The 25,701-nt window shown below is 34.0% G+C and carries 18 protein-coding genes; 1 reads left to right on the top strand and 17 read right to left on the bottom strand.

Features of this window, described 5'->3' with window-relative positions; genetic code table 11:
- The 12 genes from T498_RS0101540 to T498_RS0101485 all read right to left on the bottom strand — a co-directional run.
- The coding region (locus T498_RS0101540; RefSeq protein ID WP_028234403.1) for a hypothetical protein at nt 1-1,165 on the bottom strand (1,165 nt) is incomplete at its 3' end.
- 7 nt (nt 1,166-1,172) lie between these two features.
- Nucleotides 1,173-3,440, bottom strand: coding sequence for a hypothetical protein (locus tag T498_RS0101535; protein ID WP_028234402.1), 2,268 nt, complete (start codon nt 3,438-3,440; stop codon nt 1,173-1,175).
- Nucleotides 3,441-3,456: 16 nt separating this feature from the next.
- The gene (locus tag T498_RS0101530) at nt 3,457-4,134 is read right to left on the bottom strand and encodes a DUF4956 domain-containing protein (RefSeq protein ID WP_028234401.1); all 678 of its coding nucleotides are present in this window, start codon (nt 4,132-4,134) and stop codon (nt 3,457-3,459) included.
- Complete coding sequence (locus tag T498_RS0101525) at nt 4,124-4,819, bottom strand: polyphosphate polymerase domain-containing protein (RefSeq protein WP_028234400.1); 696 nt, start codon at nt 4,817-4,819, stop codon at nt 4,124-4,126. Before T498_RS0101525 ends, T498_RS0101530 begins: the two co-directional genes overlap by 11 nt.
- On the bottom strand, nt 4,816-6,585 hold the full coding sequence (locus T498_RS0101520; RefSeq protein ID WP_207638267.1) for a CotH kinase family protein: 1,770 nt from the start codon (nt 6,583-6,585) through the stop codon (nt 4,816-4,818). The genes T498_RS0101525 and T498_RS0101520 overlap by 4 nt, the downstream gene beginning before the upstream one ends.
- The gene (locus T498_RS0101515; RefSeq protein ID WP_081779642.1) at nt 6,575-8,326 is read right to left on the bottom strand and encodes a CotH kinase family protein; all 1,752 of its coding nucleotides are present in this window, start codon (nt 8,324-8,326) and stop codon (nt 6,575-6,577) included. The genes T498_RS0101520 and T498_RS0101515 overlap by 11 nt, the downstream gene beginning before the upstream one ends.
- 33 nt (nt 8,327-8,359) lie before the next feature.
- On the bottom strand, nt 8,360-9,151 hold the full coding sequence (locus T498_RS0101510; protein WP_028234397.1) for a glycosyltransferase family 2 protein: 792 nt from the start codon (nt 9,149-9,151) through the stop codon (nt 8,360-8,362).
- 2 nt (nt 9,152-9,153) lie between these two features.
- Nucleotides 9,154-9,945 (bottom strand): sugar phosphate isomerase/epimerase family protein, encoded by a 792-nt coding sequence (locus T498_RS0101505; RefSeq protein WP_028234396.1) that lies wholly within the window; start codon nt 9,943-9,945, stop codon nt 9,154-9,156.
- A complete protein-coding gene (locus tag T498_RS0101500) occupies nt 9,945-12,074 on the bottom strand; it encodes a hypothetical protein (RefSeq protein WP_028234395.1) in 2,130 nt (709 codons plus the stop codon). Before T498_RS0101500 ends, T498_RS0101505 begins: the two co-directional genes overlap by 1 nt.
- Entirely contained in the window at nt 12,064-12,990 is a 927-nt protein-coding gene (locus T498_RS0101495) for a sugar nucleotide-binding protein (protein WP_028234394.1), read from the bottom strand. The genes T498_RS0101500 and T498_RS0101495 overlap by 11 nt, the downstream gene beginning before the upstream one ends.
- A gap of 10 nt (nt 12,991-13,000) precedes the next feature.
- Nucleotides 13,001-13,942 carry a glycosyltransferase gene (locus tag T498_RS0101490; RefSeq protein ID WP_028234393.1) on the bottom strand — a complete coding sequence of 314 codons (942 nt, stop codon included), beginning with the start codon at nt 13,940-13,942 and terminating at the stop codon, nt 13,001-13,003.
- Nucleotides 13,932-15,062, bottom strand: coding sequence for an FAD-dependent oxidoreductase (locus tag T498_RS0101485; RefSeq protein WP_028234392.1), 1,131 nt, complete (start codon nt 15,060-15,062; stop codon nt 13,932-13,934). Before T498_RS0101485 ends, T498_RS0101490 begins: the two co-directional genes overlap by 11 nt.
- 148 nt (nt 15,063-15,210) lie before the next feature.
- Here T498_RS0101485 and T498_RS0101480 point away from each other — a divergent pair, with 148 nt between their 5' ends.
- Nucleotides 15,211-16,470, top strand: coding sequence for a hypothetical protein (locus tag T498_RS0101480; RefSeq protein WP_028234391.1), 1,260 nt, complete (start codon nt 15,211-15,213; stop codon nt 16,468-16,470).
- A gap of 13 nt (nt 16,471-16,483) precedes the next feature.
- On the opposite strand, the gene T498_RS0101475 is transcribed toward T498_RS0101480, so the two are convergent.
- The 5 genes from T498_RS0101475 to T498_RS0101455 all read right to left on the bottom strand — a co-directional run bounded on the left by T498_RS0101475 (nt 16,484) and on the right by T498_RS0101455 (nt 25,695).
- A complete protein-coding gene (locus T498_RS0101475) occupies nt 16,484-18,100 on the bottom strand; it encodes a hypothetical protein (RefSeq protein ID WP_028234390.1) in 1,617 nt (538 codons plus the stop codon).
- 14 nt (nt 18,101-18,114) lie between these two features.
- Nucleotides 18,115-18,747: a hypothetical protein gene (locus T498_RS0101470; protein ID WP_028234389.1), complete on the bottom strand. Its 633-nt coding sequence runs from the start codon at nt 18,745-18,747 to the stop codon at nt 18,115-18,117.
- Nucleotides 18,748-18,793: 46 nt separating this feature from the next.
- Nucleotides 18,794-20,671, bottom strand: coding sequence for a hypothetical protein (locus tag T498_RS0101465; RefSeq protein WP_036977599.1), 1,878 nt, complete (start codon nt 20,669-20,671; stop codon nt 18,794-18,796).
- 99 nt (nt 20,672-20,770) lie between these two features.
- Nucleotides 20,771-23,680 (bottom strand): hypothetical protein, encoded by a 2,910-nt coding sequence (locus T498_RS0101460; protein ID WP_028234387.1) that lies wholly within the window; start codon nt 23,678-23,680, stop codon nt 20,771-20,773.
- Nucleotides 23,681-23,739: 59 nt separating this feature from the next.
- Nucleotides 23,740-25,695, bottom strand: a complete 1,956-nt coding sequence (locus T498_RS0101455) for a hypothetical protein (protein WP_028234386.1) — start codon at nt 25,693-25,695, stop codon at nt 23,740-23,742.
- Between the last annotated feature and the right edge of the window lie 6 nt (nt 25,696-25,701).

Here is a 25,701-nt window from a genome sequence, read left to right as displayed (position 1 = left end):
CATGATGCTTATCACTAAAAAGATAATTCAGTCTATCAAAAGTCTCTTCTTTGGCAACTTGCTCTGCAACTTCTGTATTTCCATTATTCTGGTAATACACATCCAAACAATAACCATTATACCAACCAGGGGCCGTACCATTTTCTTGTAATGCCATGGCAACAAATGCCCATATACCATCATCTCTAATATTCACCCCTGTGGTTTGTATTAATATCTTTTTAGGTACTGTGGAAAACACGCCTACTGTAATACACATTGTAATTATTAAAAGTAGTATTTTGTATACCTTAATCTTATCAGCTGCTCCACGAACAATAGCAAATACAGCCAAGGCTATAATAAAGATGATACCGCTTCCTTTAGCCATAAATGATAGCCCGACAGCAAGCAAACACTTTATTAGTGACCTAACCTTGTTATCTTCAAAATAATTTAATTCGGCATTAAATGCTATTAATGCAAAAGTAACACTCCAGATATTTCCGTATACAAATGAAACGTACATTATCATAGGATAAAAAAGAATTCCACATCCCAATGTGCATACCTGAGAAAAACGCGAACCACCAAATCTATCCCATATATCAACCATCGTTTTATATATTAATACAAGACCTGGAATATTCAAAAACTGCATAAACATGATATTAAAATCGCCAACTAAGTATGCTAGCAGTCTTTCGAGTGTTGTTATTCCTATATTATGTGGCCACCTATCTAGATAACCACCAACCCTGACCATATCAGTTTCTCCAATACCATATTTATAAGCACTAACCATAACGTCGAGCTGATCTGCCCCAGGGACATATTGAGTAATGAAAATCCAAACAAATCCAATAATAGCTATAGTCCATAGCATGATTTTCTTTATTTTTTTATAAAAATCATCATCATCTAGTTTTCCTATAAACGCAGAAATAACTGATTTTTTTTTCAAAATAAACAAAATACCTATAAACACTGCTATCATAAGTATATTCAATACAACGTTGTCCTTACAAAAAAAGGTAACTTCATTGGTATCTGTAGATACATAACAGATAAAGAATACCGACATAACCCATAATAAAGCTATTTCAAATACTCCAAATATCAACAGCATTATTCGATAAAATGTAGCCAAACTTACCCTGCATTCATCTGATTTTATTAGTTTCATAACATTATCATCCCTTCCTAGCTATTTTTTTATATGTAAGAACAATTAAGATACATATAGACAGCAATGAACAAAGTTCTGCTACACGCCATGACCACGGCTCTTGATATTTAATATATACCTCTCCACTGTATGGCTTTTCAAACAATACAGTAATTTTATTATTATGCCCTTTGACGCTTTCTAATCTGTTGCCAGAATTATCTTCCGCATAAAAATGTGGATAAGCAAATCTAGGAACCTCAAGTGTTGCGTCCGCCCCTGCATCAGCATAAACTACCATACCAAGGCCATCTTCGGCAACTATTACAGCATTAACATTATCACCATATACACCATAATCCAAAGCTTCCTTTGATGCATTAGTGCCATCTAGCAGATACTCAAAACCTATAGAAATGCCCATGTTATCGTATCTTGTATATCTTAATAAATCTGCAGTGTCATATGAATTTATTATTGCAGAAATATATTGCTCATCCTCATATTGCCCCGCAAAATAGCAAGTCATAATTACCGAAATCGCAATGATATATCTAAACACTCTTTGGTCAAATATATCTTCTTCAGCAATCTGTTCTACACAAAAACCTAGTAATAACGACAAGAAACACACAGCAATTCCCAAATACCTATATGGAAACTGAACGCTCACTAAAACAGGACCTATAGCTGGAATTTCATATACTTTATTCCACGGAAACACATTACTAGCTACCAATAAACACAGAACTGAGCCTACAACTGTAAACTTTATGGTTCTATTTGCTTTCTTTTTCGCCCATAAATATATTCCTAAAACTAATGCAATCATGAGCAATAATCCCGGTGTCATCAACCCTCGTCTATTAGCGTAATTGCCACCCGTGATTGATTTGAAAAATGAAAAATATTCACTAACATAAGCACCACTGCTCTGAATATAGGTCGATTTGAATTCATCTGAATCTAGCATCGTATTAACACTTGTGCAGTATTCAACAAAAGGAACTATAAATGAGGCCGATAGAAGAGCACATATACCAATAGCCTTAATATAAATCTTAATCGTCTCTGCTCTAAATGTCTTTTTATAATTAACAATGGCTATTATAAACAGTACTATTATAGCCATTTCTGTAGATAAAACGTGAGTATAAATAAGACCAGACATTCCTATTGCAAGCAACATGGCATTATTCTTATATTTCCTGCTTTCTACATTTGCTGTATAAATTTGATATACTGCAAGCATCACAATCGGGTAGAAGCATGTGGCTGAAAATTCTCCAACTGCCGAACGCGCATACACACATATCAAACGATAGGTAGATAGTGTAAATGCTGTAGCAAAAATATAGGCCACCGCATTTTTCTTAAATATCCTATTACCACACCAATAAGATATCGCTGCAGTCATTATATTTATCATGAAAATAAATATCTTATAGCTTTGAATTACGGGAAAGCCTATGATTCTAAGGACTGCAGGCACGTAAAGCAAAAAATCCCCATAGAATATGCCAACAGGATAACCATATCCATCGTTAAAAACAGAATACATTCTAACAGGCAGCTCTCCGCTTTTTATCCCCGATGCAATAGCCTCTATTCTGAGCAAATGAAATCTGATATCGTTTCCTGTCATCATTCCCTTTGAAAATAAAGGCAATGATGCAAGTAGCCCAATCACACAAACTATGAAAACAGCCTTACTTCTGTTTTTGATTCTCTTGCTAAAATAAAAAACATTAAACAGCGCTGCCAAAACTATCCAACTAAATATAGCCACTCTACTGTCATGTGAATTTCTAATAATTTTTACGTCTGTCAACTCAAATTCGCCACCGGCGTACTCTTTTATGCAAAATCTAAAATCTTTAACTGGTGTTGCTGCTGCAAAATCATATCTTACAACATTGGTATTATTGCTGAGGATAAAATAATCTGCCGCTTCTAATGTACCTGAACCTGCTTCAATTACACCCTTTTGAATTTCAGTAGCATTGTAATTTACCTCTATGGTATATGTTCCGCGGCCCAAAGATATATTAGGACTTGCTATATGAATCAGCTTGTCATTGCCTGCGAATCGTTCTCCATTGACTGCGTCTAAGCGCCATTCATCTCCGTAAAAAATCATTGAATCATTTTCAGTGGAGAATGTCTTTAAATCTGCAGAATAGACGGTACCCGTTGCCTTACTTGCAAACATTATTCCAACTAAAATAAAGAAAACGATTAACTCTATTGCTAATACTATTATTGTTCGTTTTTCAATCTTCAAGTTTTTCACCGTCTATCTCCTACCATTAAACGTTTTTAATCTCAGTATCCTGATACATTACTGTCGCATCAATTACACCTGTAATCTTTGCCATGTCATCTACAAGCTCACCACATTGCTTTGTTCTGATTTCGATGATGTAGTTAGTACCCTGCATTGACACATTCTTTGAATTGATATGGATATGCTTTGAATATTTTGCAACGACATCCATTAAATCCTTCTCTGGAACATCTTTTTCAGTCTTTACAATCAAAATATATGGGCTGAATGATAATGGAAGTGCTGAAAACGCCACAATAACCAGTGTAACTGCTAGTGAAACCCAAATTGAAAGCTCATATAAGCTAGCTCCACACATAATTCCAATACCAATTGACCAGAACAAATAGAATAGATCCATTGAATCCTTGATAGCTGTTCTAAATCGTACTATTGAAAGAGCGCCGACCATACCGAGTGAGATAACAAGGTTAGACTGCATCGCCATTACTATACCAGCAGTTACCATTGATATCGCCGCCATAGAAACATTGAAACCCTTGTTATAAAAAGTATTTTTGGTTGTCATTCTATATACAAGGAATATATAGAGCGAAATCAAGAATGTGATTGCTAGTGTAACTAAAATCTTTGTAGTTGAAAAATCAGAGTAGGCAAACCCTTCTAAAACTGAATCTTTGATTGCATCATTAAATGACATTGTTATATATCTCCTTTCGATTTGCAAATTGTCTTACCAACGAGTACTTTGACACTGACTGCCTTCGCAACACATCATAATTTATTGCGTTTAAAAGATACGATGGTAAGAATTCATCATATTTAACCTCAAGTATTAATTGTCCTTTGGGAATTACTTGCTTTTGAATAATTTCTTTATCTAAAAATTTATCTATCTTGTAAGTTCCTCTTACGCGTTTATCAAATGTGATTCGTACATTTCCACAGGGCTCCGTATATGCGGTGCGGTCATATTCCACAATGCACACAGGCTTCATGTACTTGCTGTAATGTTCGCGCATCAAACACTTAAGCAAACTGCCATCGCCCCGAGGCGCTTCACCATTAATTAGTCGCCTTACATCATCAGCGCTGATATCCTCTGCCTCTTTTGACGTCATCTCATGAGATTTTGATTTTTTCTCAAGATGAATAGTGTCGCTATTGCCGTTATATAGCCTTATTCTGTATTTATATCTGTTATCTGTTCCCGCCATCAATTCGTTCAGGCACGAGTCATAAATATCATCAAAATACAGACTTCTTACCTTGTAGAAGGACTCAACGTGATTACCATCAAGCTTCATATAATGCTTTATATTAAATTCGATTTGCTCTGCCAGTAATTCGCTGATGACAAATTTAAGCTCATGTCTATATCTCATTTATTATCCACTCCTAATTCCAAGTATTCCTCTCCAAAATGTTCTACTATCATTTTATGAACATATGTAGGTCTTTCTAATAAAAATTTTCTAATGTTTTCCGCATTTTCAATTATTTCATCACGCCTCTCATTGCCATAAAAACGCATATTACTCTCGCAAAGAGGCTCTAACATCTGTTCATAATAACAATCAATAAAGTTGTTTATATTATCTTCTGTATAGATATTATTCTCCATGTATAACAATCTTTCGCAAAACAACTCTTTAAACGATTCATTTTGAATTAGCGATGCAAATACTTCACTAGTGTTGATAGCATATTCTATTACATCAAACTCTGACACATAAGCATCAAGCCCTTGTTCTTCTGAATTAGCATCAAATAACATCCAACGCCATTTACCATCTTGATATTCTGAATTTAAATTTATATCACGAGAACGCCATGCTGCTATATTTCCCCTAGGCCAATCTCCACATCTACCAATATATATTTGAGATGAAAAATAATCTGCAAAACTATCAATATCTATCATTTCGCATGCTTTTTTGTAGTTCGCATCTATAGACATATCATGTTGAGATATAAATGACACCATATCATTATATAACTCTATATCCTCTTCATTCCCCTCTTCTATTGCATCTTCTTTCCAAATAACAACTTCATCTCGTGGCACATTATAATAGTTCTGAATATAATCACCATTATAATCCTCTGTAATATAGTATGTTCCCCAATACTCTCCTTCTAAGAATAAGACACAAGGCTCAAATTTCATAGTTGCAAAATTCAATTCACTCTCCATTGTATTCGCCAAGTAATCTTTGATTTTGAATATATTATCATCACCGCCGCCAAACAACACATATTTATGCTGATCGACGCCACTATTAAATAAATCTGTCTGAAATATTCTGCTTCCAGAATACTCTTCTCTACTAATAAGTTTTAGGTTTCTAGGTAATTTTCCTCTACTACCATCTCCCTGTACACGAACGCCGCATTTTTGGGCCAGTACTTTATTATGTTTATTATCAAATATCTCTAGTTGAGCTTCTTTTTCAAATTCTCGTCCTTTTTGCCGATAATTTGCCGGCCACATATACCAGTAGGATGACCACCAAAATCTGTTATGTCCTGCCGCATCACTTTCTTCCTTATAAATGTCATATTCCGCACCTGTTACATAGATTCCATCCCAATAATCAAACAAATCATAAGGCTCTACATCAACAGATACGACCATAATATCATCATATTTTTCTTTTATATCAGTTCCAACAAAATATACAGCTGCTATTTCATCAACGCACTGTCCTTTATCATCAAATATTGCTGCGTGAACAATTGTACATTTATCAACATTATAATCAGGCACCACATAACAAGGATCACTACTAGAAGATGAAAAAGAATTTATCTCCTTTTTCAAAAATCCGGTTGAGATGTCCTCTCTATTTGCATAAACATTTGGTTCGGAGGTTCTATCACTTATTTTAATCGGCCCATCATATTTATTTGATTCTAGTGTTGGCGCAGTGCAATCAAGCGTATAATAAATATCATATCCTTTATTTCCATATATTTTCAGTTCAAATGAATCATCATAAAATCCAGAATCCCTAGAAAATCTGAATTTACTATTATAATCAAACAGCAAATAAACTGCTATAAGAACACATACAATCAATAAACAGATGAACATGAATCCCGTGTATGGCATTTTATTATAATAATTATTATTTTTTTTAGCTTCCATACTCATACCCAAAATGTTCCTTAAGGCTTTCATTAACAAATTTGCTTCTTTCCAACAAGAAAGACCTTATATCTTCTGTATTTTTTATTATTTCCTTTCGTTTTTCATCACTATAGAAACGCATATTACTAAGGCAAAGAGGTTCTAACATTTGCTCATAATACCCATCTATAAAATCATTAATCTTTTCTTCTGTATAAATATTATTTTCAATATAGAGCATTCTATCGCAAAACAGTTTTTTAAATGATTCATTTTGAATTAAAGATGAAAACATTGGGCTCCCATTAATTACCTGCTCTAATGTATCATCTTCAAGCTGATCTATATCCAAGTCCCCATCTTCTGAGTTTAAATCAAATAGCATCCAGCGCCATTTACCATCTTGGTATTTTGAGTTTAGATTAATGTCTCTTGCTCTCCAAGCAGCTTCATTCCCACCAGGCCAGTCCCCATTTCTACCTATGTATATTTGTGCCGCATAATAGTCTATATAGCTATCTATATCTATCAGTTCACATGCTTTATTATAGTTTTCCTCGATTGACATATCATTCTCAGAAATAAAGGTTTCCATATCGGAATACAAATCTATGTCTTCTTCATTCCCCTCAGCAATCTCCCCTTCTTTCCATATGACAACATTATCTCGAGGCACATCATAATGGGTCTGAATATAATCATCGTCGTAATACTCTGTAATGTAGTATGTTCCCCAATATTCTCCTTCTAAAAACAAGACACAAGGCTCAAAAGTCATGGTTGCAAAATTTAATTCACTCTCCATTGAGTTTGCCAAGTAATCTTTTATTTTAAATACGTTGTCATCTCCTCCTCCAAATAATACATACTTATGTAAATCAGTATCATCTCCTAAAGGATTAATTTGAAAATATCTACTACCAGAATACTCTTCTCTACTGATTAGCTTTAAATTTCTGGGAAGCTTTCCTCTGCTTCCATTTCCTTGTACTCGTAAGCCACAGGACTGTGACGCAAATAGTTTATTATTATCAAATATATCTACTTGTACTTCTCGTTCTGATTCAATTCCAGTTCTTCTATAGTTAGCAGGCCACCAATACCAATAGGATGACCACCACCTAGAATCATAGCCATAATTAGTCTCACATTCAAATAAATACTTTCCGAAATCTGCACCTGCCACATAAATACCTTCATCGTAATCAAACAAGTTATATGGATCAGTTGCAATGGACACGACCTTGATGTCTTCGTACTTCTCTTTTATATCTTTTCCAACAAAATAGACTCCCGAAATCTCATCAATGCAGTTTCCTTCGTTGTCAATTATTGCGGCTCTTATTATCGTACATTTATCCACATTGTACTCAGGCAAAACATATTGTGGGTCTTCAGCATTATATGAATAATCCGCTACTCTTTCTTTATAATAGCCAGTTGATATATCCTGAATTGTGGAATAATTATTAGGTTCATTAGTTCTGTCTTCTATCTTAATCGGCCCTTCATATTTAGTAGACTCCAGTGTAGGTTCGCTGCCATCGATAGTATAGTAAATATCGTATTTTTTATTACCATATATCTTTAACTCGAATGGATCATCATAAAAGCCCGAATCCACTGAAAATCTAAATTTGCCATTGTAATCATAAAGCAAATACGCCGCGATAAAAGCAGATATAATTCCTATACAAATAAGCATATATTTTGTATAGGACATTTTATTATAATAATTTTTGTCTTGTTTGAGCCGCATGGCTATGCCTTTCTAAAACCCTTTTTCATAATATTAAGGATTATATTTTCCTCTAGCATTGCTAAATAAAATCTTTAATAATTCATTATTTCCCTTAAAGAAGCTAATCTTTGTAGGTGTCTTTTCCCCCTTAGGGTATGCTCGCGTAACAGGAATCTCACATGCCTTCATGCCAATTTGAGTAGCACGAACTGAAAGATATGCCAATAACTCGTAGGTCATAAAGATGTCGCGCAATGGCTGAACTCTTTCGTCTGTAAGATATTTTCTTGAGTATGCGCGGTAGGCGTTTGTTGTATCTGTAAATTTATGATGAGCAGTAAGTGAGATAACTGGAGCATGAATCAAACGCACTGCAATATTTCTAACGAATGGAGTGTTGATTGCCTGTCCACCTTTTATAAATCTAGAGCCCTGAATGATATCATAACCTTCTTCAAGTTTAGCAATAAATTTAGGTACATCTTCTATGCTGTCTTTATTGTTTCCATCAACAGTAATTACGCCCTTGTAGCCCCGCTCCAAAGCCCACCAGATACCCATTCTTAGCTGTGCGCCTTGCTTTCCAGTGTCCTGCTTTACAAGTAGAGTGTTTACATCTAGTGCTTTTAACTTAGCCTCATCTGTACATCCATCAGATGAACCACCATCGCAGATTACAATATCTGCATGAGCCGATACATTATTCTCCTGAGCTCGCTTTAGCTCTTTATGTATCCTATCTCCTTCGTTGATGATAGGAATCAGAACCACATAATCTCGCTGTTTTTCATTGTATTCAAAGCTCTCAAACTTTGGTACACCTGGTTGCTTTTCGTATATCATGTCTATTCTCCAAATACTTCTTTCACATATTTCATCATTCTATCTAATTCACTAATATCTTCCTGGCATCCGACCTCGATAGAAACATATCCTTTATAGGAAGATGCTTTCAGCAACTCTGCCAGCTGATTGTGAAGCTCACGCTTTACAACAGGCTTAAGGCCAGGCTCACTGACATGCACATGGTTAATACAATTCTCGTGTCCTTTAAGAACTTCTACATCTTCACCGTTTTCTATCATCATCCCCATATCAAGATTGAGCTTAAAGCCATCTGAAGCAACATCCTCAATAAGTTTTAATGCCGACTGGGTATCATTAATGAAATTAGTGTTATAGATTGGAGGATTAGCCTCCATTCCGACTACAGTGCCTTTTTCGGCAGCATAATCGCCTATTTCTCTAAAGAAATCTGTGGCGATTTGATAATCAGCATCTTCTGGCATGTTTCTATTTCTAGGACAACCAAATACTAGATTCTTACATTTAGTGGCTGTTGCAAAATCTATAGCCTTTTTTGTGTAATCCACCAGAGCTTCTCGCTCTTCTTTTGTACCGAATAGCTTTTCTGTTCTTCCATACCAGATTGACTGCATTGATGGTACATCAAATCCATATTTTGCTTTTATTTCCTCGGCCCACTTTTCCGCCTCTTCAAGCTTATCATAAGGATTCTCCGGAAAAACACGAGTAGGGGCTATTTCTAGCCCCTCAAAACCCATACTATTCATTTTCTCATACATGACTAAATCGTTTTCACTGGTCCAGCCTATATTAGATATTGATAATTTCATTATTTTTCAGCTCCTGTTCTGCCCTTAGCTACTTCTGCAATTTTTTTGACCATAATATAAAGGCACACTTGAACATATCCCACATACCAAAGTCCAAAGCAAAGTTCAGGATGGACATCTGCATGACCTTTAGCAAGTAAGAACCAGGAAACTGTTGTTAAGAAGAATACAACATATAATGATAATTCTTCTATGTTTAGCTTATTCTTCTTGTAGTCATAAAACATAATGCAAATAGGCGCAACACAATACACTGGGAATAGATTTCCAGGAACTCCCACGAGTATATCAACTGTTGGCATCAGTTTGAAATACTTGCAAAGCACAGCCCAAGAAGAAGTATTTAATGACTCGTACACTTCTGGGAACTGATTCAAATCTAATGCACTTGTACGTCTTAGCACATCATCTTTAATAATGACGCCAATTCCCTTAACAATATCACCCTGTCCCTTAAGACTTGCATGAATGCATATTGCTACAAAGAAACCTAAGAGCGCTGCAACACCAATTATCACTATTGTTCTAACGCAAAGCTTGAATACATCCTTATCTTTCTTACTAAATGCAACAACAGCATCTACTAGTAAGAATGCAATCATCGCCATCATAATAGTGGTTATATATTCATATCCACATAAGCACTTGACTGTAATTGAAATGAAAGCACCTATGTAGCAAAGAATTCTACTCTTCTTATTATTTAACTTCCATGCGCAAATTAAACCGAACAACATTGGTAAGAACCATGTGAATTCTACCCAATATAGATTCCTTGCATAATCTACAATGTATGCCCCAAGGAATGCTGTTACGATAAAACATCCAGCAAAGATGGTATTGTATTTGCGATATAAAACATATGTGACTAATACAAGAACCAATGCTGTAAGCAAACCACAAATCAAATGAAGTACTGGCAATGCATCTTCGTAATCCACGTGTCTAGCTATATGACGGAAGATTTTTCCCTGTAAACCATACTGGCTAAGATATACTTCCAAATAGCCTCTTGGCAATTCTTTTCCATCCTCATCGTAAATACGAATATCGTTAAGAGAGCCATACTTCAATTCCATTAGTGGATTGGATTCTCCTAATGAAATGAAAATGTTATCTCCATCATCATTAATACCTACGATTTCAAATCTGTCTCCGTTTGAAAACTCAATAGTGTTTCCAGGTAAAATAACAGACTTTGTATAAAGATTTGAATCTACTAATAAATCGCCAGCTTTTCTGGAGTATCCATTTACCCAAGTATCATCTGTCAAGAATGTGTAGATATAGTCATCTTTTTCAGCTATGAAATCATAATATCGTCCTAGACCATAACCGTTTTCACTATCATCTGAGAAATATACACCGTTATGCTCTGCCTCAATCATATTTGAAACAAGAGTTTCCGAATTCATTTGGAATTCATTATACTTTTCAATATTTTTAGTATCCAACGAATTGTGAGTGTAAACCCAAGCTAAAAGAGCTGTAGCAAAACCGCAGATAGATACCAAACGCATATAGTCTTTCTTTTTAAGATCAAGCATCTTGCTTGATACAAACAACCAAAGAGAGATAAGTAAAATCACTATTAATACTCTCTCATCGATAGAAAATGTAGGCTGCGCGTAAGAATATGCTAAAAGTGTGTTTCCTGTCAATGTCTCATCTGGAAGATAGTCTTCTAATACATTCTGCAAAAGTGGCACTTCTTTGTAGCCTTCTGCTTCAAATCTGAGAGTATAGGCCACGCCCTTTTTAAGATATTTATTGGTACTTACTTTGTACCACTGGCCAGCTTCAACATCTTTAAGCTTTACACTTACTTCATCGATTAACTTATCTTCAATAAGAATTTTTAATGTTAATGTACCAGTTGCTTTTTCAGGCTGATTACACAAAAAAATTGAAAAACCATTCATAAAGTCCTTAACTGGCGAAAACTGCATCTCGTAGCCCACACCAGTTTCTACTGGTATTTGCTGCTGCCAATCTTCTGGTGCTATATGTCTTACGTAATATTCCTCCACATAATGGCCGTGTCTAAAGACATTTAAAGGCCCGATTAATAAAACTCCCAAGAGGATTAAAACTGTTATAGCGGAATACCAAATCCTTTTATTTTTCATTTTTTCTTACAAACTCCTCTATTTCCTTTAGTACTATTTCCTTACCAAGAATGTATCCATTCTCCCCAGAAAATGCTTTATCATAAATCGTTTTGTAGTCATATCTAGCCGCGCTACCATTTAGCTCATTATTGAAGTCCTTGCCTGTAAGATAGCGGTATACCTCAGATGCTGAAACAGGCTCAGTTGCTGGGTGCCAAAGCTTAATATTATTAGCTAAGCACACCTGAATATCATCCCATAATCTTGCAAGATTATAGAACTGATAGACGCCTCTGCTGTCTGTAAAATTGATAGCAGAAAAACCAAGCTGATTAAAAATATCCTTTAGCTTCTGCTTTTCATCTTCAGACACATTGACTTTATAAAATCCATTGCCCTGATCAACGTAATAGTTCTTAAGCTCTGGATTTATTCCAACCAATTCCTGGAACTTCTCTTCTTTTAACATAAATGGAATCACGTTGATGTAATCGTAAATAAAATTCTTTTTAATATTCTGCCCAAACAAACCTGGGAGGCGAATGATTACAGCTTCTGGATAACGTTCGCGAACCCATAATTCCAACTTATATCGATTTAATCCATATGCATGCAGATTTTCTGTATCGATTGAAGTGTTTTCATCAACATCAATTGGATTTTTAAAAACATCTATAGTTGAGATTAAGACTAAATTCTTTGGATTAATCTTAGTGATGTTTTCTTCCGCCTGAACTATTAGCTCCATATCCTTTTCAGGAGCATTGTTTGCTAAATACTTTTCCGCACGAAGACCGGCATAAATCAACAAATCCGGATTTGTGCCGAAAGCTTTTTCGATATTTTTTGAATTGTAAACTGCATCTATCTTATCCTTGCCGGCGGCGTAAATATTACTGCCAACAAAGCCTGTGTATCCTACTAGTGAAACCATTCTTATCCCCTTATTTTGTAAGCTTTTCTATACTTTCGAAATTGTAATGCTTGCGCTTGAACACAAGATTTACAATCAACTGCAGATATTTGATGATAACCGTTAGTATTCCAAACAATCCAAAGAAGGCAAATGAAAGGAATAAGACAGTTGTTGTCCAGCCCTCTACAGGGTGAGCCGCCACATAAATAAACACTGTGTAAGCAATCATAAGTACTGACATAAGCATCATAACGATTGTCATAACCTTTGCGAAGCTGTAGCCAAGCTCCGTAAAAAGAATAAGGGTATCTACCGCCAACCCTTTTCTGTATTTTAATTCCTTTTTATCACGTACCACATTGTCATGAGCTTCTACTGAATACTTGATTATGTTTGTCTTTAAACCACTGTTGGCATATACAGCTTTTCTGTAAGGAATAGTCTTGTTCATAGAGCTGATACGATTGATGACCCTACGGCTAAGAATCCTAAAGCTTTCTGTAGTCATCTCGTAATCATTGTCAGAAAAGCTATCAAACACAGAATAGAACAAACTAGAAGTAAGGCGTTCTCTCTTGTCTGCAGATGCGCTGACAATATCAAATCCTGTCAGGGCATTTCTATACACTTCCATTATCATTTCTGGCTTGAAATCTAATATCGTATTATCGAATTCGAATACAAAATCACCAATGGATAAATCCATACCTGCATCCATTGCAAGCTCAAGTCCATGAAAATGGCTCATGTTGATTACAGATATGCTAGTGCTGGTAACCTTGTTACTTATATCCTTTATCTTTGCTAAGCTACCATCTGTGGAATGATCATTTACACAAATGATTTCCGAATGCTCGAAATTGTTCTCCAGCTGGCTAATAATCGCTCCTAAGAACTTTTCCAATCGATTTTCCGCATTATGCACATATACAATTGCAGATACGAAATTCTTTTCCTTGTTATCTATCATTTAATACCTCGTCTAAATCGTAAACTGTATTAATTTTTCCTGAAAGCACGCCTACAAAAGTAGGATTACTTGAATATTTTCTAATCACTGTTGGGCGAGAATCATCGATTTCTGAGCTCATAAGAATCGGCTTCATAGAAAACAATGAGTGCTTATACTCAAACTGGTAATCGTCCAACATATATTTTCTTGCTAGATTTGCCATGTATGGGAATGCCGTCTTAGGCTTAGCCTTACAATCATTACAATTGCCCAAACGTTCTGTGGAACAGAATCCGTCACTATTTTGCTGGCAAGCAAAAGTAGGCACGCTATCGTAGCTTGTAGTATGTGGCGTGAATGTAACTGATGTAAGAGAATGCAAGCCAGTTTTTCCAAATGGCATTATGGAGAAGAATGGTCCGTCCATTACCGTGAATCCAACATCTTTTAATTTATCATTCACATCACATAGAATGATTTCGCAAAGCTCATACTTTATTCCAAACTTTTCGAAGCCTGCTTTTTCAAGTATCTGATTGGTGCCGGCATAGGTTGCATTTAGCACATAACCAGATGAATATTCTGTGCCAGTCTCATCTATAATGATGTATGAATCTGTAGTCTTTTCTATTTTAGAAATCTTTGTTCCGTATTTAATCTCAACACTGTTTTGATACTTTGATAATTCTTCCAGTAAATAATCCCTAAGAATCATAGCATCATAAGTGTATTCTCTTGTTCTGAACACCCCATCGCACATCTTATTTTTAAAATATGTACCGGGATTTAATTCCTCACAAGGGATGCCTGCTGCATCACAAAACTGCTTAAACTGCTTGCCATCTGTCCATGAATACTGGCTAGAGGTAGCATAAATCTGATCAAACTCTTTATTTACGCAAAATGCGTAGTCTTTATTAAATCTCTCAAAATATCCTGCAGACTTCATTGCTGTAGAAATCGAACGAGGATAATGATACCCCTGGTGAACACGTGCCTGGTTTATGTATGTTGCACGCTTAAAGGGTGCTGAATCACACTCTAGCACAACGACATTTTCACCTTTTTTACAACAAAAAAGAGCCGCATATAAACCGTATAATCCAGCTCCAATTATTATTCTATCGTATATTTGCACGGTATCCTCCATACTAAGTAGCTTTATAATCCGTTTAATTATATATTTTCTTTACTATTTTTACAATCTTTAGCCATATTGATTTGCAATTTAACGTAAAAATGGGATAATACATAAAGAATTAATATGAATGGAGATTTTTTGTTTTATGAAAGCGAATCTAGCTAAGATTGTAAACTCAAAGTACTATAAGTATTTTGATTATCTTGTCTTCGTTGTGCTTCTAGTCCTGGCAAGCGTTTCTAGCCTTGTTTTATTCTACCGTCAGGCTCAATATGCACCTGGGCCACCATGGCCTTCTGATATAAAGCCATACATTGAAGAAATGTTAGGTACAAACACCAAGTACAACTTCCCATATCCGGTTATGTTCAAACTTGGTAAGCTTATCAACTATTTCGCCCCATCACCTGAATGGGCAATGGTGATTGCCGTGACATTGCTTAATGCGCTGGCAATTATTATTACAAAGGTCGTTCTCGATAAATACTCTGGTGCCAAGTTACTTTCAACCATCAGCACCACATGCCTTTTTTTCGTTTCTATGATTTATGGCTCCGTATTCGAGAAATTCGGTATACTTAACAGAATGCGCGGTGTGTGTTCACCTAATCCATGGCACAATCACACATTCATAGCCGCAAGACCTTTTATGATCCTTGCGTTTATATTTGGTGTAATCACTCTAGCTGAATACGAAAAGGATTTCGCCAAGGGTGCCAAAAATACAGGAAAACAGATCAGCCTATACTTTGCATTTTCTATTTCTTTATTGCTTACAACAATGACCAAGCCAAGTTACACTCTTGTTCACATGGGCACATTTGGCCTGATAATGATTTATCGTTTGTTTGCTGCTAAATGGAAGAATTTCCGACAGACATTTTTACTCGGACTTTTTTACATACCTACAATAGTTGATTTGCTGTACCAGTATTCATCTAACTTTACTGGCGTTGCCTCTACCGGAGAGGAACAGGGCATTGGAATCGGATTATTCAGAGTATGGTCTCACAGCTGTAACAACATTCCACTTGCTGTAGTTTTAGGATTGCTCTTTCCAATCGTAGTATTTATATTTAATTGGAAATCTCTAAAGGAAGATAAAATCTTCAAAGCATCCTGGTTAGTACTTCTCATGAGCTTTTTCATGGCTGCTGTATTCTACGAAAAAGGATTCCGCGAGAACCATGGTAATTTCTTCTGGGGATATCAATGCGGACAGTTTTTAGTATTCATGACATCTGTGATAATAGTTTTAAAGGATACTTTAAAACTTTGGGCTGATGGCATTCGTTCTAAAAAGACCTTAGTTCTTTTAGTTGAATGGCTAGCTTTTGGAATTCATACTCTCATGGGATTATTATATTTCTATTTACTTACAGCTTATGGAATAACATATATGTAAATAAAAAAACCGCCTAGTTGGCGGTTTTTTCTGTTTGATATGTCCTTATGAGCCATATCAATCCATATATGAATATCAAATAACCCACTAGATAAGCTGACAAGAAATACATCAACCATCCTGCTGGTTCTGTAAGAAATACTATTAAAATCTTGAATACCATGGAACTGCATAGCACCCAATAATACCACTTCTTTTTTACAAACAACTTAATCCATGTATAAATAATAATTAATATTGGAATCAAACCATTCCATACAACTCTACATACCGATTGTATACGTTCTCCATCAATAGTTTTACTGCTGAGTATATTTATGACAATAGTACGAGTTTTATATAAGATAGGTCTGTAAGCAAACCAATTCTTTGTATATGCCTCCAATTGTTGTTCATTATCACAATCTTCATCGAATATATATGCCGAATCGTCGTTATAAACTGTTCTCCCATTTAAATTCGTAGCTATAATAAATTTGTTTAATCTTTCAACAGATACAACTTTTGGATACTTTAGTGACAACTTCACTATTGCTTTTATATAATTACGATATTCTTCTTTTGAATAACCATCCCTAACACAATTAGTCCTCCAATATAAACGCTCACCATCGTATTGAGGATTTGTTAATATTACTTTTATATCAGTAACCTTATCAATCGTATTTAACAATTCTGCATCATCATTAATATCTGCTGCTCTAACTAGCTCAGCTGAAGGGCAAAGCAGTGAAATTATCTCGTAATTACTATTAACTAGCTCTGTTTTCTGCCAAGAATTAAGTCCAAATGAACCTAAACAAATCAATACTATGCATACAATCTTTTTACGTATAACAGCAGGTTGTTGCCTTGATATTAGCAATAGTAGTATTACAAATGGTATATAAATCAGCGATTCTGTTCGCCAAATTGCAACTATTACACATACAGCCGCTAATAAAATAATATTCCCCCAAGACCATCTGTAATGCTCTGTATTAATTTCTATTAATTTAACGAGCACAAACAACTCCAGATATACATAAATACCCATTCTATAGCCAGAAAACTGATACATAATAACAGGTGGCAAAATAAAGAATGGAAGTAGTTTTACAATAGTATCAATAACCCAATTACCAGAAACTACCACTTTGAATATTCGCTCTATGCTTAATACTATCGCAGACACACACATTGAAATAATAATATTTTGTAAAATGATTATTCCACCGGGAAAAGGAAGTACTTGCAACAATAAATCTTGATATACGCCAGTAATTATACCTTGCCAAGGAAAAAATGATTCATAGGTATCAATAGTATGAAGTGTCATCAAATCATCCCAGCTCCATGTGCCTGGCCACAATATGATGCCATATATTAACATTATTGCTACATAAACAAGAAAAACTTTTAATGCTCGCTTATGTTCGGCATCTCTACTTTTTAGTTTTCTTATAAAATGAAACAGATAACACCAGAACACTATTAGTAATATTCCATAAAGACACTTAACAATAATGTAATAGTGTGTTACCTGATTATAAGTGAAAAACTTTTTATCCACATTAAATACTAATGTAGCAATCCATTGTAATAGGGAAATAATAATAGGAGCAATATAACTTTTTAAGCATTTAAACATATAAACTCTCCCCTCTAATTTGAGGATTTCATTTGATTCAATGAATCATTTTCTAATCTATACACTGGAGTATCTTCTGCAAATACATCGTATCCAACCGAGTCAATTAGCTCATTATCCTCCAGATCAACAGTAACTATATTTAACCCACTTATATTAGGTGCATATTGTATTGTATCTATAAAAATCTCACCCGTATATCCATCATTATAGGTTCCACTTTGCGCCACAACATAGTGCTTATCTATGGCATCCCCAAAAGTTATCATCTCATCTGAACCAACTTGTTCATATATTATTCTTCCCTTTGATAATATGCCAATATAGCTATGCAATGCATTTTCTTCTAGTAGACCCACATCTTTAAAACCTACGTCTTTCAAATGTTCAATCATTTCATTTGTAACAAATTGAGGCTGAGTATCTTTCAAAACTATTATTACAGTATGGTCAGATGACATTTTTTCAAGGTAATCACTTATGTTTGTCGGATCAACATCAGACTGATTACAGATTAATCTGGATTTACCATAAGATAAAGGAATAGAATCGATAAGGCAAAAACTGCTAAAGATTATCGTTAAAATAATCAGCAATGCCAATATTATTTCCAATGGATATTTATAAATTTTTTTTACTATATTCATTGTCCTTAATTACCTTTCGTTAAATAGACGCATCTATATCTTAGTTTTAATACTCTATTCCATTATCATCCAGCAGTCCCCGATAATAATCACATTGTTCTTGATAAGACTCACACTGATCTTGATAATCTTCAATCTTAGCTTTCATATTATTAATCTCATGAGTAGACTCTGTTAAATCATTCATTGTCCATTCATCTATGTATTTATCAAAAACCTCATTATGTTGAGATAAGCAATTTGAACCATCTAAAAAGTACCCGGCAGTATAAATAACTACTGTAGCACAACTGTATGCCAAAATTACTTTGTTAGTGCTACTTAGCATTTCTTTTCTTTTTTCCATAAGATATTCAAATCCTTCCATCGCGTAAGGAAAAAGAAGAATAAAATATGTAATAGTATATTGGGACTTAGATTCCCACATTAGATTAAATGTAAATCCACCTACAAAGCTCAACAATAAAAATGATTTACAATTAAATTTGTCTTTTTCTTCTAATATCAACCACAATAGTGAGCCTGTTAGTATCAGTATTTCAAATACATCGAAAAACTTTGTAGCAGCAGCATATCCCTTTGCGCTCATAAATAATTCTAACCAACCGGGGAATCTAACTCTATGGTTTCTAGTTTGATTTATCCAATAGCCCTCAAAGGTTGGTTCAATCCACATGGAAGCAACTTTCTTTGAGAAAAACTCATAAGCATGATGCTTATCACTAAATAAATAATTCAATCTATTAAATGTTTCTTCTTTAGCTTCCTTTTCTGCCAATTCAGTATTCCAATCATTATTGGAATAGACATCAAAAACGTAACCGTTATACCATCCTGGTGCAGTTCCATCTTCCTGTAAGGCCATAGCAACAAATGCCCATATGCCATCATCTCGAATATCATATCCCGTTTTCTTTATCATTATTTTCTTTGGAATCACAGAAAATGCAACAACTGATAAACTCATTGCAATAATTATAACAGCAACTTTATAGAGTTTAATCTTATCTTTCAACCCAAGGATAATGGCAAAAATACAAAGTGCTATAAGAAATATAATTCCACTTGCTTTAGCCATAAAAGACAAGCCAATAGTAAGTATACATATTATCAGCGACTTAATCTTGTATTCTCTAAAATAATCTATTTCAGCTTCAAATGCTATTAATGCAAACGCAACGCTCCATATATTTCCATATACAAATGAAACGTACATAATCATTGGATAAAAAATTATGCCACATACCAATGTACAAATTTGCGAAAAACGAGAGCCCCCTAATTTATCCCATGAATCCACCATCTTCTTATATATTAAAACAAGCCCAGGGACGTTCAAAAGCTGCATAAATATAATATTGAAATCTCCAAAAACTCTCGCAAGTATTGTTTCTAAAGTTGTTATTCCAATATTATGAGGCCATTTATCGAGATACCCACCCGATCTAACCATATCTGTGGCACCTACTCCATATCTATATGCACTTCCCAAAACATCAATCTGATCTGCCCCGGGAATATATTGGGTAATTATAACCCAAATAAAACCTATGGCTGCGATAATCCATAGCAGATATTTTTTTACTTTTTTAAAGAATATATCATCACTTAACCTTGTCTTAAATGATGTAATAAAAGGTCTCTTACTTAACAAGTACAATACTATAATAAACAAAACAATTATCAAAATATTTAGAATTGCATTGTCCTTACAAAAGAAAGTAGCTTCATTTTCATCATTAGAAATATAACAAATAAAAGAAATTGACATTACCCATAGTAATGCAATTTCAACAACTCCAAAGAGTAATAAAATCGTTCTATATAATAATCCAATTATTCCATACGAAAATATATTTCGTTTTAAAAAATCCATTAAAATATATTCCTTTCCAACATTATTTCTTCGATTAAATTTAAACATTATCCATTATACCTTTTACTCACTTAAAATAACACAAGGCAAAGATATATTACTCTTTGCCTTGTGTTATTTTATTATTCTAATATCAAAATTATTCTTCTATTTTACCGCCCGCAACTTCAGCATCCTAGCATCTTTTATTTGTGGCACATCAACAATTTCATCATCTATTGTGACCGTTATCCTTATTTCCTCATGATTATCAAATAACCAACCTTTTCCAGCGCCAAGTGGTATTAGAAGTTTTCCTTCATCCATTTCGCAGCGCATACTATTTGTATTATTATTATCATCAGTCCACTCTATTTTGACGTACATTCCTGGGTTATAGCTTTTTTTCATCATGTATTTGACTAATGAATTTTCTGGAACATCATAAAAGAACTCTTCGCTTAAACTTGTTAAAGTATACCGATAATCCTGATCCATGTTCTCAAACTCTACATACAAGAAATCTGCATCTTCCCCAAGCATCGCTTGATCAAATATTATCTTGCCTGAACTTCCATCTTCGACAACAGCTTCATCAACGTTCGGTTCGCTAAATATTGAGTTCAAACTTTGCATTGAGCTTCCCCACGAACCCGCAGTTTTCCCCAAATCAGGATCTGTTAAAGCTGGGATATTCATTTTATTATTCGCAAATATGTCATTAATACTGAGGCTACCATCATTAGGTGTAAATACATATTCTCCCGGATTCCAAATATATTCCCCTGACATAACAAGATAATGATATATATAATAGTTGTTTACTGGATCTAAAGAATACCCAACGATAGTTTTGTTTTTTCTAATTAAGTCAACTGTTTCCTGAGTTGCTTTGTATCCCTTGACAGTAGACCATAATTCTAAAACCGAATCCCCTTTAAAACCATCAAAATAGTATTCTCCGAAATTCCCAACAATCCCTAAATATGCTTTATCCTTATCATATTTTTCTGATTGTTCATAGGATGATTCGATTGTATCATATATATCTTCTGTAACAAAACACTCCCCTAAACTAGCAACAACGTCATTTGCATTTGCATGGATGTATCCGTCTGGTACTTTATAATATGCTTCAAGTTTAGAATCAGCACTTAATTGATTAACGCCTTCTTCCTGTACTAAGGCAATCAAAAAGCAAGCAAAAACAAATACAGCTAATTTATTGTTATTATCACTCATATATTTTGCAACGATTATAACAAGAGCAACAAATGAAAGCTTAACAAACCCATCGCTTCTGGCATATATACTTTCTAGTTCGAAGCGAACAACACTATAGCTCATTGAAATCAATGCTATTATAGAAATTGACAAAGATAAAAAACCATTAACCGGATTATCTATTTTTAATCTCTTTTCTCTATATACCACTTTCCCATTAACATAAAACAAGGCTACCGAAAGTATAACTAATGTAATCACAATTAAATATGACGCCATATAATATAAAAACAACCTTATACCTATAGAATTGATATATGGAAAAAAACTATTTTGTATTATCTGTCCAAAACGAGTTGCTCCATCTGCATATATCGTCTGGCTTGCCATTGCTAACATGTGCCTAGCAGTACCTAACAATAGTGGAATACCTAACCCTACCGGAAGCAATGTAATTATCCAACTTATCCAAAATCTAGCATTTTTTAAATCACTTTTTAATTGCTCTGTCTTAATATAGCTATATATCTGCCAAATCCCTAGTGGCATAAATCCCAAGCAAATTGCCGCCCCATACACTGGATAATATAATCCATGCAAAAAGCTAGTTAAAATCCATATTTTTAGCCACAAGTTCTTATTTTTAATCAAGCGAGGCATAGATAGACACAAAAATACTGGAGTCATTAATACCACTCTATTATATTGCCCAAAGCAAAATACTAGTGAAACAAACAAAACCCAAGTGGAGCTTAGCTGTTTACGTAAAAAATAGATTAAAAATAAACATATAACCAAGTAATATATATTGGCTGATACATTGTAATATGAAACTAGCCCTTCTCCAAAAACTTTAAAAAATACTCCTTGTACAACAGAATATAATCCCGATACAGGTATGTATTGACTATATGGAACCCTTCCCATCTCAAAAATTTGAGAATAACCAATTACATCTTCAAAACTATGATGCATATCTAGTCCAACTAATGAATTGGTACCATAATATTGATTGAATGCCATAATACAAACACATGTCCCATAATTCAATATTTGTCGCACTGAGATTTCTTTCCTAGCATATTTAATTATCTTAACTATTGTCTCTGCAAAAAAGCATAATATCAATATACCAATTGTTATAATTATCTTCTTTGATGATGCTATAGTAATATAGCTGTTATCTGCTGTTAAATAAGTATCTTGAAAATATATTAGAAGTGTAAAAGGTACGAATAGCTGCGCAAACAGAATCCCCAATACAAGCTCACTTCTCCTACGCCACAATACCAATAAACATGTTAGAAATAATGAACATAGAACTAACAACGTTGAATTCGCTTTATTTTTTCCACCCACAAATACATATATTCTATATATACCTACTAGTGAATATATCAATATAAAATATAAAGAAATTGCATCTGTAATCAATTCTTTGTTTAAAACAAATACTATTAAAGCTAGCATTAATGCAGTAAATGATATTGTCTTTATTTCTCCATAAACAATAATAGATGTTATATTAAATACTATTAACGCTATAATGGCATACTTATCTGAATTAATGCTTATAGTATTCTCTACATCAAATGTATTTTTTTGAGCAAAACACAAATAATAAAAACTATAAACTATAATTCCTAGCACCGAGAAAATATAAAACATATTTTTCTCGGCACTCTTGTTGCCCCCCATACCTGCCGTAATCTCATTTACAACATCCGTAAAAACTTGATTTTCATTACCTGTAAACGCGCTATATACAAATATGCAAACTGCGATAAATATTGTCATACAGACAAAAAACATTAATCGCTTTTTGTCTGTGGTAATACTATTTCTTTTCTTCACACTAATTATCCTATTTATAAAATCCTCATTTATACTGATATACTATTCGAAATTATTGATTATAATTTATCTACTTTAATATCATAAAACTCCACTTTGGTATCAGGCGTTGTATTTGACAGGTAAATCTGTAAGTCTTCTATACCAGTAGATAGTACTAAATCTAATTCAATACAATCATCCTCAACCGAGGCAGTACTAAACGATATGCTTTCTTGCGATATTTCCGAAATGACGGCACAATTACATCCTACTAAGTTTTTTCCCTCTATTTTCACTGAATAATGTCCCTTACCCAAGTATGAATATGGACCATGTATAAGTCCATTTTCTTCAAGTATAATTGTGTCCTCTGTCATTGTTCCATACCAATTAAAGTCCATATCCTTAATATCTAAAAGGCCATCTCTAAACCCATCTGCAAGTTTTTCTCCTACATCCTCATCAAAAACATATGCAACTAAATCTGTATAATAAAAATTGCCATTGTCAGATACGTACGCATCCTTTATAAGAAAATCCTCTGTTTGTGTGCCACACATAACAAATACTGCATTGTGACATTTTTCAGCTTCAGCTTGAGTCATTAGTATACAAGATCTGCCTTCTTTTTTTTCAAATGCTTTATCGTCGGCTAAAGGATAATATTTCTGTAAAAGTCTAGGTTTTATTGTTATTGCTCCAGCGGTCAATTTGTTTTCTGAATATACCTCATGTGGGTATGCAATCCAATTAGAAGCATATACTTTTGTGATACCTTTATCTATCAGTTTCTGACATTCTTCTTTTTGGGCTTCAACCTTCTCTTTCCAACCAACAGTACTAGAATATAAATTTACGCCATATATGATAGTGACCGCCAAAAACAATATAGAAAGCACTAAAGAAATAGTATTATTTCTAGTAAAAATATGCCTATAAATATAGTTTGCCGAAATAATGGTAGCCACGAAAATACATGTAATTAAATAACGTTCATATAGCTTAGATGAAAGAATAACTACAATAAGAATAATTATGTTATGGATAAAGGCAAATAATGTATAAGCCATTTCTTCGGCTTTTACTTTTTTATAATCTATTAACTGAAGAACTGGAAATACAATAAAGACTGAAATTGCAATAATTATAGCTAGGCCATTCTTCAACAGATTTCCCTTTAATCCAAATCCAAAAATAGTAAATAGGTTTATAAATGTAGTTTTTAAATTATATAATATCTCTGCTCCTGTTATAGAAAAATCAATTGCAGATGCACGTGTGCTATACATATGAATCTCATTATTTATATAAACATACTTATAGCAAGCATATCCTAGTATTGCTGGAATAATGATATAAATGATTAGATTTTTAATGCTAACATTTATCCTATTATGTTTCTTTAATTGATACACATAAATAGTTCCCAATGATACTATCAGCGGCAATAAATATTCTGCCAGACTTCTTATTCCACAAAGCATCATTAAAAATAATAATGCGAAATGCACCACCCTATATGCGATTCTGTTTTCTTTATTAATCAACATCTTGTAAGCCATTCCAAAACAAAACGTAAATGCGAATAACTGTGAAGTATATGCTGACTCGTAAAAAATCATATTGCGGTAGTTTATACTACTAGCAAATAATAATAGCACTGGAATGGATACTATGTATGAATAGTCATTAAACAATCTTCTGCTTATCCATATTAGTCCCCAACATCCGATGATAAGAACAATTGCAGCTGATACTACCCTTGATAAAATTGCACTAGGAATCAAAGCCTGCATGATTACAGGCATTAAAGTTTCTCTAAAATATATTATTTCTCCATTATTGTAATTCCATGAATCTGGAAAAAGACTCTTACTACTAATAATGCTATTAAATAATCTATTACTAGTACTAGTGTCAGTATGAATCATTGCTTGACCTATCGTTAAGGTAGCATAGATTGCCACTATAAACGCTATAATTGAACAACACTTCAATATTCTTTGTGTGGCTAATTCAGAAAACTTATTCATATTTCT

The sequence above is a fragment of the Pseudobutyrivibrio sp. MD2005 genome (genome assembly GCF_000621865.1).
Lineage (GTDB): Bacteria > Bacillota > Clostridia > Lachnospirales > Lachnospiraceae > Pseudobutyrivibrio.
This window is presented reverse-complemented; position numbering and strand designations above follow the sequence as displayed.